The 16,207-nt window shown below is 64.9% G+C and carries 12 protein-coding genes and 1 tRNA gene; 2 read left to right on the top strand and 11 right to left on the bottom strand.

All coding sequences use genetic code 11. The features are described 5' to 3' along the window. Together proB and EGJ34_RS03135 are read left to right on the top strand one after the other, a co-directional pair. Nucleotides 1-908: glutamate 5-kinase (proB, locus tag EGJ34_RS03140; protein WP_125359026.1), on the top strand; the 908-nt coding region annotated here is incomplete at its 5' end. A gap of 180 nt (nucleotides 909-1,088) precedes the next feature. Further along, a complete protein-coding gene (locus EGJ34_RS03135; RefSeq protein ID WP_125359024.1) occupies nucleotides 1,089-2,345 on the top strand; it encodes a glutamate-5-semialdehyde dehydrogenase in 1,257 nt (418 codons plus the stop codon). A gap of 159 nt (nucleotides 2,346-2,504) precedes the next feature. Here the strand turns inward: EGJ34_RS03135 and EGJ34_RS03130 are convergent, their stop codons facing one another. The 11 genes from EGJ34_RS03130 to EGJ34_RS03080 all read right to left on the bottom strand — a co-directional run bounded on the left by EGJ34_RS03130 (nucleotide 2,505) and on the right by EGJ34_RS03080 (nucleotide 15,991). After that, nucleotides 2,505-3,842: an OmpA family protein gene (locus tag EGJ34_RS03130; protein WP_185750046.1), complete on the bottom strand. Its 1,338-nt coding sequence runs from the start codon at nucleotides 3,840-3,842 to the stop codon at nucleotides 2,505-2,507. 182 nt (nucleotides 3,843-4,024) lie between these two features. Beyond that, the gene (gene pgaD / locus EGJ34_RS03125; RefSeq protein ID WP_125359020.1) at nucleotides 4,025-4,528 is read right to left on the bottom strand and encodes a poly-beta-1,6-N-acetyl-D-glucosamine biosynthesis protein PgaD; all 504 of its coding nucleotides are present in this window, start codon (nucleotides 4,526-4,528) and stop codon (nucleotides 4,025-4,027) included. After that, complete coding sequence (gene pgaC / locus EGJ34_RS03120) at nucleotides 4,525-5,772, bottom strand: poly-beta-1,6-N-acetyl-D-glucosamine synthase (RefSeq protein WP_125359018.1); 1,248 nt, start codon at nucleotides 5,770-5,772, stop codon at nucleotides 4,525-4,527. Before pgaC ends, pgaD begins: the two co-directional genes overlap by 4 nt. A gap of 9 nt (nucleotides 5,773-5,781) precedes the next feature. After that, nucleotides 5,782-7,692 carry a poly-beta-1,6-N-acetyl-D-glucosamine N-deacetylase PgaB gene (pgaB, locus tag EGJ34_RS03115; RefSeq protein WP_125359016.1) on the bottom strand — a complete coding sequence of 637 codons (1,911 nt, stop codon included), beginning with the start codon at nucleotides 7,690-7,692 and terminating at the stop codon, nucleotides 5,782-5,784. A gap of 10 nt (nucleotides 7,693-7,702) precedes the next feature. Continuing rightward, on the bottom strand, nucleotides 7,703-9,733 hold the full coding sequence (gene pgaA, locus EGJ34_RS03110; RefSeq protein ID WP_125359014.1) for a poly-beta-1,6 N-acetyl-D-glucosamine export porin PgaA: 2,031 nt from the start codon (nucleotides 9,731-9,733) through the stop codon (nucleotides 7,703-7,705). A 363-nt stretch (nucleotides 9,734-10,096) separates the two neighbouring features. Beyond that, nucleotides 10,097-11,308 (bottom strand): MFS transporter, encoded by a 1,212-nt coding sequence (locus EGJ34_RS03105; protein WP_125359012.1) that lies wholly within the window; start codon nucleotides 11,306-11,308, stop codon nucleotides 10,097-10,099. A gap of 106 nt (nucleotides 11,309-11,414) precedes the next feature. Next, nucleotides 11,415-12,098 carry a hypothetical protein gene (locus tag EGJ34_RS03100; protein ID WP_125359010.1) on the bottom strand — a complete coding sequence of 228 codons (684 nt, stop codon included), beginning with the start codon at nucleotides 12,096-12,098 and terminating at the stop codon, nucleotides 11,415-11,417. 786 nt (nucleotides 12,099-12,884) lie between these two features. Beyond that, nucleotides 12,885-12,961 (bottom strand) — tRNA-Pro (locus EGJ34_RS03095). Nucleotides 12,962-13,092: 131 nt separating this feature from the next. After that, nucleotides 13,093-13,194: a cytochrome bd-I oxidase subunit CydX gene (cydX, locus tag EGJ34_RS03090; protein WP_125359008.1), complete on the bottom strand. Its 102-nt coding sequence runs from the start codon at nucleotides 13,192-13,194 to the stop codon at nucleotides 13,093-13,095. Nucleotides 13,195-13,231: 37 nt separating this feature from the next. After that, nucleotides 13,232-14,386, bottom strand: a complete 1,155-nt coding sequence (gene cydB / locus EGJ34_RS03085) for a cytochrome d ubiquinol oxidase subunit II (protein WP_125359006.1) — start codon at nucleotides 14,384-14,386, stop codon at nucleotides 13,232-13,234. A 15-nt stretch (nucleotides 14,387-14,401) separates the two neighbouring features. After that, on the bottom strand, nucleotides 14,402-15,991 hold the full coding sequence (locus EGJ34_RS03080) for a cytochrome ubiquinol oxidase subunit I (RefSeq protein WP_125359004.1): 1,590 nt from the start codon (nucleotides 15,989-15,991) through the stop codon (nucleotides 14,402-14,404). Nucleotides 15,992-16,207: the final 216 nt, after the last annotated feature.

Raw genomic sequence — 16,207 nt, 5'->3', positions numbered from 1 at the left:
CGGCCATGGCCGCGCGGCAGGCGCTGGCGGCCTTGGGCCAGGCGCAGCTGATAGGGCTGTGGCAGCGCTTCTTCGAGCGCCCGGTGGCGCAGGTGCTGCTGACCCACGATGACCTGCGCAACCGCCGGCGCTATCTCAACGCGCGCGCCACGCTCAACGAACTGCTGCGGCTGGGTACGCTGCCGGTGGTGAACGAGAACGACACCGTTTCGGTGGACGAACTGAAACTGGGCGACAACGACAATCTGGCCGCCACGGTGGCCGCGTTGATCGATGCCGACGTGCTGTTCATCGCCACCGACATCGACGGCCTGTACAGCGCTGATCCGCGGCGCGATCCGGCCGCTGTTCCGATTCACGATGTGCCTGAGTTGACCACCACGGTGCTGGCGATGGCCGGTGGAGCCGGGAGTGGCGCGGGCACTGGTGGCATGCACACCAAGCTTGAAGCTGCCGCCAAGGCGGGCAGGGTGGGTATTGATACTTGTCTGTTCAACGGCCGCGATGCGGACGTGGTACGCGCGCTGGCGCAGGGGCGGTTGTTCGGCACCCGCATCCATGCCGGGCAGAGCCGCGAGGCGGCACGCAAGTACTGGCTGCGGCATGCGCCGCTGGAAGTCGGAGCGATCGTGGTGGATGAAGGTGCGGCGCGGGCGTTGCGTGAGAAGGGCGCTTCGTTGTTGCCGGGTGGGGTGACCACCGCTGAGGGCGAGTTCCGGCGCGGCGACATGGTGCAGGTACGGTTGCGTGGTGAGGCGGGCGACGTGGTGCTTGCGCGGGGTGTGAGCCAGTATTCGGCCAGTGACATCCGGCGCGTGGCCGGGCGGCATTCGCGCGAGATTGAAGGCGTGCTCGGGTACAACTATGGGGGCAATGTGATTCACCGTGACGATATGGTGCTGGTGTGAGTGCCCGGTTCCGGCGCCGCGATGACACGCATGGCGTGTCACTACGGGCATCTGGCGGCGTAGTGACGCGCCATGCGCGTCAAACGCCATGCCTGACGAAACCTGTACGTAGAGCCACGCCCTGCGTGGCTTCGACCCACCTTGCAGCCACGCAGGGCGTGGCTCTACGAGGATTCTCTGATGCCTGATGACATCCGCACCCAGGCCCTGGCCTGCCGCGCCGCCGCACAACACCTCGCCCAACTCTCCTCCGCCTCCAAAACCGCCTTGCTCAACCGCATGGCCGACGCCCTCGACGCCGACAGCAACGCCATCCTCGCCGCCAATGCGCGCGACCTCGCCGCCGCCGAGGCCAAAGGCACCGGCAGCGCCATGCTCGACCGCCTTGCCCTGAATCCCACGCGCCTGGCCGGCATCAGCGCCGCCCTGCGCGAAGTGGCTGCGTTGCCGGACCCGGTCGGTGCGGTCACCCGCGACGACGTTCGCCCCAACGGCATCCGCGTGCAGAAAGTCCGCGTGCCCCTCGGCGTCATCGCGATGATCTACGAAGCCCGCCCCAACGTCACCGCCGATGCCGCCGCACTGTGCATCAAGGCCGGCAACGGCGTGATCCTGCGCGGCGGCTCCGAAGCGATCCACTCCAACACCGCCATTGCCGCCGCACTCAAGCGCGCCCTGCGCGACGCCGGCGTTCCGGATGCGGCGCTGACCCTGGTCGAAGACCTGCGTCGCGAAACCATGCTGGAACTGCTGCAGCTCAACGATGTGATCGACCTGGCCATTCCGCGCGGTGGCGAAGGGCTGATCCGCTTCGTTGCCGAACATGCGCGCGTGCCGGTGATCAAACACTACAAAGGCGTGTGCCATCTGTACGTGGACCGCGCCGCGCAGTTGCAGCGTGCGGTGGACCTGCTGGTGGACGGCAAGTGCAGCCGCCCGGCCGCGTGCAATTCGCTGGAAACGCTGCTGGTGCATGCGGAAGTGGCCGCGGCGTTTCTGCCCTTGGCAGGCAAGGCACTGGCCGAGCGAGGCGTGCAGCTGCGCGCCGACGCCCGCGCGCGGCAGTGGCTGCCAGAAGCTTCCGAAGCGACCGAAGACGACTATGCGGCCGAATATCTGGACCTGATCCTGGCGGTGCGGGTGGTCGATGATCTGGAACAGTCGCTGGCGCATATCCAGCAGTACAGCTCGGATCACACCGAGGTAATCGTCACCGAGGATGCAGCGGCGGCCGAACGCTTCGTGCAGGCGCTGCGCTCGGCGGTGGTGATGGTGAATGCCTCGTCGCGTTTTTCCGACGGCGGCGAGCTAGGGCTGGGCGCGGAGATCGGGATCTCGACCACGCGGCTGCATGCCTACGGGCCGATGGGGCTGGAGGCGCTGACCGTGGAGCGCTTTGTGGTGCGTGGTGAAGGGCAGACACGACACCCGGTCTGAGGTGTGCCTGGCCCGGTAGCGCCGAAGAGAACGGCAGGAGCCGTTCTCAACGTCGCTTAGCGACGGCCCGAAGGGCGGACGCCAGGACGGCGGACGTAGCGTTGGCCGGCCCAGGCGATCCGTGGGCCGGCCAACGGCCGGCGCTACCGGGGTTTCCGATTACCGCATCACTTCATAGCCAATACGCCGGTTCGCTGCGCGCCCGGCCTCCGTGCTGTTGTCACCCACCGGCCGGTTCGACCCGAACCCGCGTGCCGCCAGCCGCTCCGCGGGTACGCCGGAGGCAATCAAGGCATCCGCGACCGCCCGGGCACGCTGCTCACTCAGCAGCTGGTTGCGGGCGGCGTCGCCCTGGCTGTCGGTATGCCCACCGACCTCCACGCGGGTACCGGCGGGTGCGCCTTCGATCGCATCCGCGGCCTGGCGGATGATGTCCTGGCTGCTGCGGGTCAGGTTGGCCGAGCCGGTGTCGAAGCGCACCGTGGTGAGGTTCAGCGCTTCGGTCAGCTCGCTGGCGCTGTAGCCGGCTTTCAGACCCTTGATCGCTTCCACGCCACGATCAAACAGACCTTCCACCTTCACCTTCGGCAACTGATCCCGGAACATCGCGCTGACGGCCACGCGTTCGGCTTCGGGCAGGGCGGTGGTGTCCAGCTTCACCGCATCGCCATTGAAGGCGAACTTCAGGCCCTCTGCTTTCAGACCGGGCAGCATGGCTTTCAGCCGGTCAAGCCACGACGCCGGTTTGACGCTGGCGTCGACGTCCAACCGCGCAGTGACCTTGTCGCTGCCAAAGGTGGACTTCAGCGCGTCCAGCAGCTGGAACTTTTCCGCGGCGGTGGCCAGGGTCCCGCTCACGTCCACCTTGCCGCCACTGTGCTGGAAGGCAAACGTGGGCGCGCCGACCGACTGCGCGGTGCCATCGGTCATGGCGACCGGGGCGGTGGCGGCGGCAGGTGTTCCCAGCGGCGGTGACTTGCCGCGCATCTGCCAGCCGCAGTACGCCAGGGCCAGCAGCGCCAGCACCGGCAGCAGCCAGCGCCAGAAGCTGCCGCGCTTCCGGTTGCCGCGCAGGTGAGTGACCTTGCTGTCGCCCCAGTCGAGCTTGCCCGCCAGGCCGGCCAGACCACTGGGAAGGCCATTGGGAATGGTGCCGCCGGCGGTGACCGACCGGACAATCAGGGGCAGGGCACCGGCCAGCGCTGTGCCGATGAAACTGCCTGGAACGCCGGCTTTTTCCGCGATTGCGTTGACGTCACGCACGCCCAGCGCGTTCTGGATCTGCCCGGCATTGATGTCACGCATGGCGGGGCTGCCGCTGAGCCAGGATTCGAAGATGCCTCCGAGCCCGGCCTTCTGGAACAGTTTCTGGAACCCTTTGAAGCCGTCTGGCCGGCTGAAGATGTAGCTGGCGAGAACGCCGACGAATTTGCGGCTGTTGTCGCCAAGGCCGGTGGCCCGGGCGACCTGATCGATCAGGTTTTCGACGAATGACATGAACGTGCCCTCACATGGATGTGCGGGCGGGTGTCTCCCCATCAGCAGCATACGCCTGTTGTGGGGAAAAGCGGCCATTCAGCCGGTCGGCCACCCGATTGACGCGCATGGCGCGTCACTACGCGGGGTTCGGGGCCGCGTAGGGACGCGCCATGCGCGTCCGAACGGAATGCCGGGCCGGGTTACGCCAACCGCGCGACCGGTTCGGCCCCGTCCAGACCCTGATGGCTCAAGCCCACCGGGCGGGCGTGGTCGTCCATGTGCAGGGTGAAGGCCTTGCCGGACAGCAGCTCGGCGGCCAGCGCCGGGCTCGCACCCAGCTCGCGGGCCATCTCCTCGCGGGTCACGTCCTGGCGCGGGTTGCGTCGTTCCTTGCCGGCAAAGCGGAAGCGGTTGTACTCGGCCCAGGCGATCAGCAGCACCGCCGAGCACACCAGCATGATCGGCAACGCGATCACCAGGAACGGGTCGATGCTCTGCTTGTACTCATACAGCTGCAGCCACGCCAGGTGCCCGCCCAGCAGCCACGAAATCGCGGTCACCAGCGGAGCCCACAGGTAGAAGTAGAAGCCCCAGAACGCCAGGGTCACGAAGCCCCAGGCGGTGCGCTGCAGGCGCGGTTGGTTGCGCGACTTGCGGATCAGGCGCGAGTCGAAACGGCGGCTGGATTTGGGCGTGGTGTTCATTTGATACCCCGGTCAGGACTGACCCACACAGCCCGCTTGCCACGGCGCTTGAACAGCGTCTTGGGCAGGGCCACCAGGGTCGTGAACAGACTGATGAGCCAGTACGCCATCGGGTACCAGATCACCCAGAAGTAGTTGCGTCCAATATGTGTTTCGTAACGGCGGTCGATGATCAGGCTGCTGGCAAACTGCAGCAGGCACACCAGCGCCAGGATCACGCCATGCCACTGGGGCAGCAGCGTGGCGATGTACAGCTCGTTGGGCAGCGGCATGAACTTGCCCAGTGCCCACAACACCACGATCGCCAGCATGGTGTAAGCCCAGAACACGCTCAGGATGTACTCCAGCAGCACGCCCCACATGCGCCGCTTGCGCCAGCTGAACAACGAACGGCCATGCCGCAGCAGCACTTCCACGCCGCCCTGGGCCCAGCGCAGGCGCTGCCGCCACAGACCCTTCAGGGTTTCCGGCATCAGAATGAAGCACAGCGCGTTGGGTTCGTAGCGGATGTCCCAGTGGTCCAGCTGCAGGCGCCAGCTGATGTCGATGTCCTCGGTCACCATGTCGTCGGCCCAGTAGCCGATGCGGTGCAGGGCGGTGCGGCGGAAGCCGGCAATCACCCCGGAAATGGTGAAGATGCGACCGTACACGCGCTGCGCGCGCTTGATCATGCCGATGATCGAGGAGAACTCGGCCACCTGCAGGCGGCCCAGCAGGGTGGAGCGGTTGCGGATGCGCGGGTTGCCGGTCACCGCGCCCACGCGCGGTCCGGACGTCAGGTGCCAGACCATCCAGTGGGTGGCGTATTCCTCCAGCATCGCATCGCCATCGATGCACACCAGGTACTCCGAGCGCGCCGCCAGCGCGCCCATGCGCAGCGCATTGGCCTTGCCCAGGTTGCGGTCCAGGTGCACCACGCGCAGGCGCGGGTGCTTGGCGGCCAGCACGTCCAGGCGTGCACCGGTGTCGTCGCGGCTGCCATCGTTGATGGCGATCACCTCGAAGTCCGGGTACTTCTGCGCCAGCGCCGCGCCGAGTGTGTCTTCCAGGTTGTCCGATTCGTTGTGGCAGGGAATCAGGATCGACGCGAACGGGTAGTGGTCCATCGGCGGCGGGTTGTCGCGGTCACGCGCCTTGCGCTCGCGGCGGAAGAAGTAATAGAGCCCGCCGGACATCCAGAAGAACGCCATCACCATCGGATAGAAGAAGGCGAACTGGAACAGGAGATAGACGAAGGGGTGCATGGCGGGGCCTCACTTCTCCGGATACGGGAAGTTGCGCGTCGACATCGCCGCACGCGCGTCCTTGGTCGACGGTTTGCCGGCGATGAAATCATCCGGGTACCAGGCGAAATGGCGCACGCCCTGCGCCTGCAGCCGGCGGATCTGCGCGCGCAGGCGCTCGCCCGGAATGGCTTTCTGGGTACGCCAGTCCACGGTCTGCAGCTCGAACATGGTCTGGCTCAGCTGCGGGTCGTGTTCGCGCACCGCCACCACCAGCCGGTCCAGCCACTTCTCGGGATTGCGGCTGCCTTCCATCCACGGCATTGCCATCAGCGCGGTGTGGTCATACGCCTTGTTGAACAGGTCCAGGCGCTGCGCGAACCAGCTGGCGCTCTGCGGCTGCAGCACCGGTTGCGCGTACAGGTTGCGCACCGTGGCCAGCTTCGGCCGCCAGCGCTGCGCGGCATTGCGCAGTTCCAGGGTGAAGTCGATCAACGCCTGGGTGCGTGCGCCGTCGGTGCCTTCCTGCGGCAGGTTGCTCAGCTCGGTATCGCGCAGATAGGCATCGTCGTGGAACAGCAGCCCCTCGAAGTACGAGTTGATCGCCAGGTCTTCGTAGATGTCGTCAATGATGTGACGCACCTTCGGGTTGGTGAAGTCCAGACGGAAGATGCCGTCGCTTTCCGGGCTCTCGATCGCCAGCGCCTTGCGGATCGCCGGATCCTTCAGTTCGAAGCCCAGCACCGGCAGCCACGCATAGACCTTCACCCCGGCGCGGGTCTTGAGCTGCCACGCCACGCGGTTGAACAGGTCCGCACGCATCGGCAGGTGTCGGTTGGGGTAGTACAGCGCATCTGCCGAGCCATTGCCGTCCGGGTCGGCGAAGGCCTGCAGGAACACATGGGTCGGGCCCACCGTTTTCACGCGCTCGATCAGCGCGTCCAGGTTCTTGCCCTGCTGCACCGGGTCGGCGTCGTACACCGCATCCAGGTCGATCTGCAGTGCACGCACGCCGTCACGTTCGACGTCACGGCGCAGTTCATAGGCCATGTTGGTCACGGTCGGGTTGCCGGTGACCAGCAGGCGCGCCAGGCCGTGCAGGTCGCGGGTCACCGGCGTGCTGCGGCCTTCCAGGTCGAACGACACCGGCATGCCCAGGTCTTCGGCAATCTTGTTGCTCAGCGCGTTGTAGGCCGCATACGGCCACACGATCGCCTTCGGGCTGACCCCGACGTTGTCGCGGATGCGCTTCACGCTCAGCGCCAGGTCGGTGCGCAGACGGTTCTCGTACTGCTGCGCGGTCTCGTACTGGCCGGTAGCCGGGAAGTACGTACGGGTGATCACCGCCGGGGTCTGGTTGCCCTGCGGGTTGGACTGCACGCCGTGGTGCTGGTTGTCGGTGTGGCTGGCCAGCTCCACCAGCCCGCTGCGCTGCATCTCGCGCACCTGTGCCCAGGTCAGGAAGTCGTCATGGCCGAACGGGCGGTAGCCATAGTCGATGGTGCGGCCCGGGGCCATGTCCACGTAGTCGGTGATCACCGCCACCAGCGCCGGGTAGTTGTAGGCGCGCAGCAGCGGGAACACCTTGGTGTAGACACTGCGCAGGCCGTCATCGAAGGTCAGCAGCACCGGCTTCGGCGGCAGCGGCGCACCGCCCTGCGAAGCGGCGATCAGCTGCGATAGCGACACCGGGTGGTAGCCATGCGCGGCCAGCCAGTCCAGGTGCGCGGCGAAGTTCTGCGTGCTCACCGCATACGCGTCCGGGTCGCCCTTCACCGCCACGTCGTCGCGCACGTCGTGGTAGCTGAGCACCAGCAGGCCGTTGTCGGCCGAATCCAGAACGCGGGCGGGCAGCTGTGCCGGCACCGGTTGCGCCTGTGCATTGCCCAGCACTGCCAGCAGGCCCAGCAGGGCAATGGTGATGAAGCGCTTCAAGTCCATGTGTCGCATCTCATTGCCCCCAGCGCAGACCGGCGTCGAAGCCGATGTGTCGTTCACGTTGTCCGTCGTAGACCGGTCGCGACCAGCTCACGCCATATTCGAAAATGCGGCCGTCGGCCAGCTGCCATTCGTGCCGGTACTCGGCCGAGGGAATCAGCGCGCTGCCATAGCCCTGCTGCCAGTAGTTGCCCACCGAAACGGTCAGGCGATGGCGGAAGTGGCGCTCGTAATGCCGCCACAGCTGCTGGTCCACGCGCAGCCCGATCTCCACCGAGCGATCTTCAGAAGGATTGAAGTAGGGCACGTCATCCAGGCTGCCGCGGCTGGCGTACACGCTGCCCAGGCCGTCCAGCAGCACGGTGGGGCGGGTCAGCAGGCGCTGCTGGATGCTGGTGGTGACCGTGTCGCGGCGGTTGCCGTCGTCGTAGCGGTACTGGCTGCCGCCAATGCTCCACTGGGTACGCTCGCTGCGGTGGTAGTCCACCGCCACCGCCACGCTGTTGGCGGTGATGCCGGATACGCGCGCCTGCATCGAGGCGTCGGCGTCATTGCGCGCGGCGGTGATGCCGGCATGCCAGCGGTCGTTGAACTGCCAGCCAATGCCGCCGCTCAGGCCGGTATCGCCCACATCGTCGTTGGCGCGGTTGACGAAGGCTTCCGCATCCAGCTGGCCGAAGCGGTAGCGCGTACCGGCACCCAGTCGCAGCGGGTTGATGGTCTGGTCCTGGAAGTCCACGCTGCGGCGGTCGGCGAAGGCCACCAGCCGCCAGCGGTCGTCCAGAATCGGCGACTGCACTTCCACGCCATAGCGGCCGTCGTTGTTGCCCAATGGCGACGCGCCACCGCCACCTTCGCTGCGGCCACCTTCGGCGTAGGCATGCAGCTGCCAGCCACGGTGTGCGCGCCAGGCGCGGTCCATGCGCTGCACCGAGGGCTGGTTCGGATAAGCCTCCAGCAGCGAATCGTGGATCGGCCGGGCGAGGTCGTCGCGCTGCAGTTCCACATAGGCATCAATCTGGCCGATGCGCGCGGACACGTCGCGCGGGTCCAGCGTGGTCGCCATGCCGTAGCGTTCCAGCCCGCGTCGCGGCCAGCCGCGCATCATGTACACGTTGCCCAGCGAGGACTGCGTGCCGCCGTTACCCGGGGCCATTTCCACCATCGCTTCCAGATCGCGCTGGGCGGTCGGCAGGTCGCCGGTGTAGGCACGCACCATCGCCAGGTTGAGGTCGGCCTCGTAGCGCGGCCAGTTGGCGTAGGGCGCACGCGCGCCATTGGCCCAGCGCCAGGCCGGTTCGGCCGCGCTCCACTTCTTCAGCAGGTTGATCGCCTCGTAGGGCTGCTCGTCTTCCAGGTAGGCGTAAGCCAGTTCCGAATGCACCTCGCTCTGGCCTGGGTCGGCTTTCAACGCCGCTTCCAGGACGGGAATGGCTTCGGCCGGATGCTGGGTGGCCATCAGCGAATCGCCGACCGCTGCTTTCACGTAGTCCGGAACCAGGTGGCCTTCAGCGAGCAGGGCGCGGTACTCGTCGCGCACCTGGGCATGGCGGCTGAGGCGGTTGAGCAGGATCAGGCGATCGTAGCGCACACGCAGCGGCGCGGTCGCGGCGGTCAGGCCGTCACGCTGCAGCATGGCGTCCATCTGCGCCAGCGCTGCTTCGGCTTCGTCCAGGCGGGTGTCTTCGCTGGTCGCGTACGCCAGGCTCCAGCCCACCCGCTTGGCCAGGTAGTTGGCTTCAAATCGCTGCTTCTGCGCGTCGTCAAACAGCTCCGGGCGCTGCTGGTACAGCTGCCAGGCACGGTGCGCGTTGCCGATATCCGAAAGGGTCAGCACCTGCAGGCGGTACAGCAGGTCGTCGTTCGGAATGTCAGCCTGGGCGCGTTCGATCGCCGCCAGCGCATCCAGCCAATGGGCCTGGTCGCGGTACTGGCTGATTTCGGCCAGGTGTTCGGCGCGGGTCGCGGCCGAAACCGGGGCGGAAAGGCAAAGCGTGGCGCATGCCAGGCTGACGGCAAGCGTCAGCGGCCGGTGGTTGTACATGGAGCCCCCAGAGCGTCCTTTCAAAAATGTCGGTGTGCGAAAAGTGTGACGCACATCACATGCCAATCGTGCCCGATTTCTCATATGCGCACAAATCGTTAACACACGGAAGGTAGTCCGCAATCCGGCCAACGGACGCAGAAAACTGGTCAAGCTGTTGATTACCAAGACCTTCCGGCCGCCGCCACGGCGCTGTTCCGGGGGTCGATACACCCTGAAGCAGTTCAGCCAGACCGGACCGCTCCCACGGGTCCGGGTCACTGACCTGCCACTCAGGTCAGTTTTGGACACGCTACGTCAGGTGATGCCTACGGTGTGTGTACACGCGCCACCGGTAGGTATCGACCGTTGGTCGATACACCCTCACCAATGGTCTTCCAACTTCTGCGGCTTGCACGCCACCCAAGACGCACCCAGCAACACACACAGACAAACCCCAAGGAACCCGAACGGCAACACCCACCCACCACTCACATCATGCAGCCACCCAAACAACAGCGGCCCAAGGCAGCTGAAACTGTAGCCCACCCCCTGCATGAACCCCGACAGCGCCGCCGAGCCGGCCGGCGTACGCGTTCTCAGGTTAATAAGCGTCAACGCCAACGGGAAGGTAGAGGGCCCCCCCCCCAGCAGCGCCACCCACAACCAGGGTGCCTTCATCGGCGCGAACAACAGCCCCGCAAACGCGATCACAAACGCGCCCACCCCGATCAGCACCAGCGGGAAGGGATTGCGCAACCGCACCGCCAGCGCCGGCATGGTCAGCGAAGGCAGCAATCCCAGCGCAGCGAACACCGCCACCATCAGCCCGCCAAACCCCGGCGTGGCCCCGGCTTCCACCACGATGCGCGGCAGCCAGGTAAACATCGAATAGGTCATCAATGAGGTCATGCCGAACATCAGCGACATGCCCCAGCCCAACGGCGTGCGCCAGACCTTGCCATGTGGCTGTGCACCGGCATCAACGGCCGGCTCCAGCGGATCCGGGTGCGGCCGGCGGCGGGCCAGCATCAACCAGGGTAGGGCGGCGGCAATGGCCAGCAGCGCCCAGATGCCCAGCGACACCCGCCAGCCCGCCTGTTCGGCAAGCGGCACGGCCAGCAGGGCGGGCAGCATGGTGCCCAGCTGCAGCACGGTGATGTACAGCGTGCTGACGGTGCCGACGCGGTTGGCGAAGTAGCGCTTCACCAGCGGCGGCACCACCACGTTGCCAATGCCCATGCCAGCCAGCGCAACGATGGAGCCGAACAGCAGACTGGTGATGCCGACCGAGCAGGAGCGCAGCACCAAGCCGGCGGCGGCCAGACCCATGGCGAGCAGGGCGGTGCGCTCCAGCCCGAAGCGGCGGGCCAGCATCGGCGTAGCCATGCCGAACAGCGCGAACGAGGCCGTGGGCAGCATGCCCAGCACACCGGTCATGGTTGTGCCAAAGCCGAAGGTGCGGCCGAGCAGGTCCAGCAGCGGGGTGACAGAAGTGACGGCCGTACGCAGGTTTACGGCAGCCAGCAGAATGGCGGCAAACGCCAGCACGCGTCCGTGCAGCAGGGACGCGCTGTGGGGTGGGGGAGTAGTCATGGCGCAATTGTACCTGTGCCCCGTAGAGCCGGGCTCGCCCGGCTGCTTCACTCCAAAAAAAGCCCGAAGGAGCATCGCCCTCCAGGCTTCAGAGATCAAGCGCTACTCAAGGCGCGGGCGGAGCGGCAGAAGTCGTAACCTTGGCGCACCCAAGATTCCGTTGCGCAGACTTGCCATGCATCAGGTAGGAGCCCACCAGCTGCAGCCCGGGCCGAACAATGGAGCCCGGCTGGTAAGTCATGAGCTCATCCAACGGAATAGCGTTGAAGGTCACGCTCTTGGCGGTCGTCCGCAGTTCGATCCAGAATTCGTTTCCTTCCATATCTTTGTCACATCCGGGGTCGTCGGTAAGCAGTATTCGGACTGCGGAAGGAGCATTTTCCAGTTGAAGGGAGTGCGTGGTGTTAGCGGAGCACGGTCCCCATGGGTTGTCGTGGTCTTCATCTCCTTCCTTCACGTCCAGGGAATGATATTGCCTGCGCGCCACCGTGCTCTTGGGTACCGCAAACGTGCACGGCAAGTTGGTTTTCCAGTGCGAGAGAATGACTGAGCCGGCAGTTTGTTGAGGCTCGTCGGTAAAGATCACGTCAGCGCAAAGGACCCGCCCCTCTCTCCAGCCCGCCAGAACTTTTTGTAGGCAGCTCCCATGCGCCAACCAGCTGTCGTCCGGCCGGATAATCAGCTTGGTTTCGTTCAAGTAAAGATAGGAGGCTCCTGCGTCGTAATAGCGGCTCTCGTAAACCTTGATCCGGGTCAGTGCCGATTCGGCGGGTGCTACTACCAACTTCATCTCCTGTCCCCACTTATCAGGCACAAGGTAGCGAATGAATTGGGATCTTGCGGGGATTCCCGCAAGTTTGGCGTGGACGCAATGGAAGTGAAACCCCTCAGTGCTTATCCACGTGCTTCGGCCTATTTGATTGAAATCGTCACAGGAAAGCAGTTGCAGTGGCCAATAATGGTACGCCAGTAAAGATTCACCTCCTGTTATCTCAAGTGTCTGCGAATTGCTGAGTGGTCTGTTTTTTCCATCAGACTCTGATGTCGATGGAGTGGGCAAAGTACCGCACCCGGTGAGCACGCAGAGGGCAGCAAGGATCAGGGGGCTGTGCCGATTGATAATGCTGCGACAGTAAGGGACGCGTTTAGCGCATTTCATGAGGATTACCTCTGGAAACTGCAACGCAGTGCCGAGGCCGGATGTTGGGTCTCCGGCGGCTGGTCCGCGTTCGCATTTCCCCCGCAGGTTGAGAATAGGCGCAGGGGCAACTGTCTGGCAAGCGGCCTCGCAGTGGCTGCAGCCCAGAGTAGGGCAGGTGAGAAGCGAGGGGGATTTATTGGTCCGAGGGTGGTTCGTAGATTGCTTGGGCCGGTGCAATGGCGGGTTCGGCGCGCGTGGAATCCATGGCCCGCTTCGATCCGGGTCATGCGTTACCGAATGGTGATTGTTTCAGGGGCGTCGTCTTGCGACCGACGCTACCGGGCGTGCTACGGCCCGAAGGGCACCGGCGACGGCAGTTGGGTACAAAAAAGCCCGGAGGACTTTCGTCTTCCAGGCTTGAATGTGACCATTGGATGGTCGGGGAGACAGGATTCGAACCTGCGACCTCTACGTCCCGAACGTAGCGCTCTACCAGACTGAGCTACACCCCGAAGGAGCCGACAAGGATACGGTGTGAAGGTGTTATCGGCAAGTTTTATTTCACGGTTGCCGGGCATGGCCCGGCACTACGTGGGTGGTTCGATTGTGCGGAGCCGGGCAGAGCCCGGCTCTACGGGGTGGGTCAATCGGCGGTGCCCTGCTCGCGGGCTTCGTACCACATGCCGTTGAGGATGGCCGCGGCCGAGGCCAGGCCGGTGCCGAGAATCCAGGCGAAATACCACATGATCGTTCTCCTTTAGCCGGGCAAGCCCGGCTCTACATTAATATGCGTTCGGGTTGTCGGCCATGTCTTCGGCCGTGGTCTTGCCCTTCATCACCCGATAGACCCAGCTGGTGTAGGCAATGATGATCGGCAGGAAGATGATCGTCGCCACCAGCATGATGAACAGCGTCAGGTGGCTGGACGAGCTGTCCCACACCGTCAGGCTGCCGCTCGGTTGGCTGCTGGAGGGCAGCAGGAACGGGAAGATCGCAAAACCTACGGTCAGGATGATCCCGGCAATCGAGGTGCCCGAGGCCAGGAAGGCCGCCATGCCACGACGCTTGCGCAGCAGCACCGCGCTGGCCAGCGCACCGCCCAGGCCCAGCACCGGGAAGATCCAGGTCCACGGCATGCTGCTGTAGTTGCGCATCCAGCCGCCTGCGGCCGCGCCGATCTCCGCCGTCTTCAGCAGCGGGTTGGTCGGACCATCGGTCACCACCTGCGAGGTGATCTGGTAACCCGGCAGGCCGAAGGCCACCCACACACCGGCCGCAGCGAACAGCACGAAGCTGAGGATCGCGGCGATGCTGCCGTAGCGGGCCGAACGCTCGGCCACCGGGCCGTCGGTCTTCAGAACCAGCATGGCGGCACCGTGCGACACCATCATCGACACACCGACCAGGCCGGCAATCAGCGCGAACGGGGTCAGCAGGCCGAAGAACGTGCCGGTGTAGAAAATGCGCATGCTGTCATCGAAGTGATACGGCACGCCCAGCAGCACGTTGCCCACCGCCACGCTGGAAATCAGTGCCGGCAGCAGACCGCCCACGAACAGCACCCAGTCCCAGTTGTTGCGCCAGCGCTGGCTCGGCATCTTGCTGCGGTACTTGAAGCCCACCGGACGCAGGATCAAGCCGAACAGCATGGCGAAGATCGCCAGGTAGAAGCCCGAGAAACTCACCGCGTACAGCGGCGGCCAGGCGGCGAAGATCGCGCCACCGCCCAGCACCAGCCAGACCTGGTTGCCTTCCCATACCGGGCCGACGGTGTTGATCACCAGCCGGCGCTCATCATCGGTTTTCGCCACGAACGGAAGCAGGGTGCCCACGCCCAGGTCGAAGCCGTCCATCACCGCCCAGCCGACCAGCAGGATGCCCAGCAGCAGCCACCAGATCACGCGCAGCGTGGTGTAATCAAGTCCAAGAATTTCCATGGTGTGTCTCCTGCCTTATGCCTGACCGGGAGCCGGTGCGGCGGCAATGGGGGTAAGCGGCTTGCGGTCGGGCTGCAGCGAAGGAAGGATGTCGGCCGGTCCGGTACGGATCGCCTTCAGCATCAGCTTCACTTCAATCACCAGCAGAATCGTATAGGTGACCGTGAACACCGCCAGGGTGGTCAGGATTTCGTGCAGCGCCAGGCCCGAAGCGGCGTAGAAGGTCGGCAGCACGCCGTCCACCGCCCACGGCTGACGGCCATACTCGGCCACGAACCAGCCGCATTCGATCGCAATCCACGGGGCCGGCATGCTCCACACTGCGAGCTTCAGGAACCAGCGCTTCTCGTGGAAGGTGTTGCGGCACGAGTAGTAGAAGGCCAGGGCGAAGAAGGCGATCAGGTAGAAGCCCAGCGCCGCCATGATGCGGAAGGTCCAGAACAGCGGAGCCACGCGCGGCACGGTGTCCATCGCCGCCTTGGAAATCTCTTCCGGGGTGGCGTTGAGGATGTCGTCGCGGTAGCGCTTCAGCAGCAGGCCATGGCCCAGGTCCTGCCAGTGGCGGTCGAACATCTCGCGCGCTTCAAGGTCGTTCTTGTCCTTGCGGATGCGCTCCAGCGCCCCGTAGGCCAGCTGCCCCCCCTTGATGCGGTGTTCGGCGCGTTCCACCAGTTCCAGGATGCCGGGAATCGGCTGGTTCAACGAACGCGTGGCGATCAGGCCCATCACATACGGGATCTTGATTGCGAAGTCGTTGCTCTGGGTGGTCTGGTTCGGAATGCCGAAGGCGGTGAAGTCGGCCGGGGCGCGCTCGGTTTCCCACATTGCTTCAATCGCGGCCAGCTTCATCTTCTGGTGTTCGCTGGCGGCATAACCGCTTTCGTCACCCAGCACCACCACCGAAAGCGAGCTCAGCAGGCCGAAGGCGGCGGCCACCGCGAACGAACGGCGGGCCATGTCCTTGTGCTTGTTGCGCAGCAGGTAGAACGCGCTGATGCCCATCACGAAGATCGCACCGGTCACGTAGCCGGCACTCACCGTGTGCACGAACTTGGCCTGGGCCACCGGATTGAACAGCACGGCAGCGAAGTCCACCACTTCCATGCGCATGGTTTCCGGGTTGAACACCGCACCGGTCGGGTTCTGCATCCAGCCGTTGGCGATCAGGATCCACACCGCGGAAAGGTTGGTGCCCAGCGCCATGAACCAGGTCACCGCCAGGTGCTTGACCGGGCTCAGCCGCTTCCAGCCGAAGAAGAACAGGCCGATCAGGGTGGCTTCCAGGAAGAACGCCATCAGGCCTTCAATGGCCAGCGGAGCACCGAAGATGTCACCCACGTAGTGGCTGTAGTACGACCAGTTCATGCCGAACTGGAATTCCATCACCAGGCCGGTGGCGACACCGATGGCGAAGTTGATGCCGAACAGCGTGCCCCAGAACAGGGTCATCTGACGCCAGACCTGCTTGCGGGTCATGACGTACACGCTTTCCATGATGGCCACCATGAAGGACAGGCCAAGCGTGAGGGGAACAAAAAGGAAGTGGTACATCGCGGTCAAAGCAAATTGCAGCCGCGACAGCTCTACGACTGTCGAATCAATCATGGCCTGGCTACCTCGTTGGGGGGTTTTGCCGTTTTGGGGTGGCGGGAAGGGGTCTACGTGATGAATTCTGTGACCGGCAACTTCTACGAGCCTTGATTCAGATCAATGAAGCGGCATTCAGCGAGCGCGAAGGTACACATCCCCCTGCGACCGCGTGCCGCACCGGGAGCTTGCGCCAGACCCTATTACAATGTCTGGCATCGCCCCGATGGCCGC

Source organism: Stenotrophomonas sp. 278 (genome assembly GCF_003935715.1).
Lineage (GTDB): Bacteria > Pseudomonadota > Gammaproteobacteria > Xanthomonadales > Xanthomonadaceae > Stenotrophomonas > Stenotrophomonas maltophilia_AH.
This window is presented reverse-complemented; position numbering and strand designations above follow the sequence as displayed.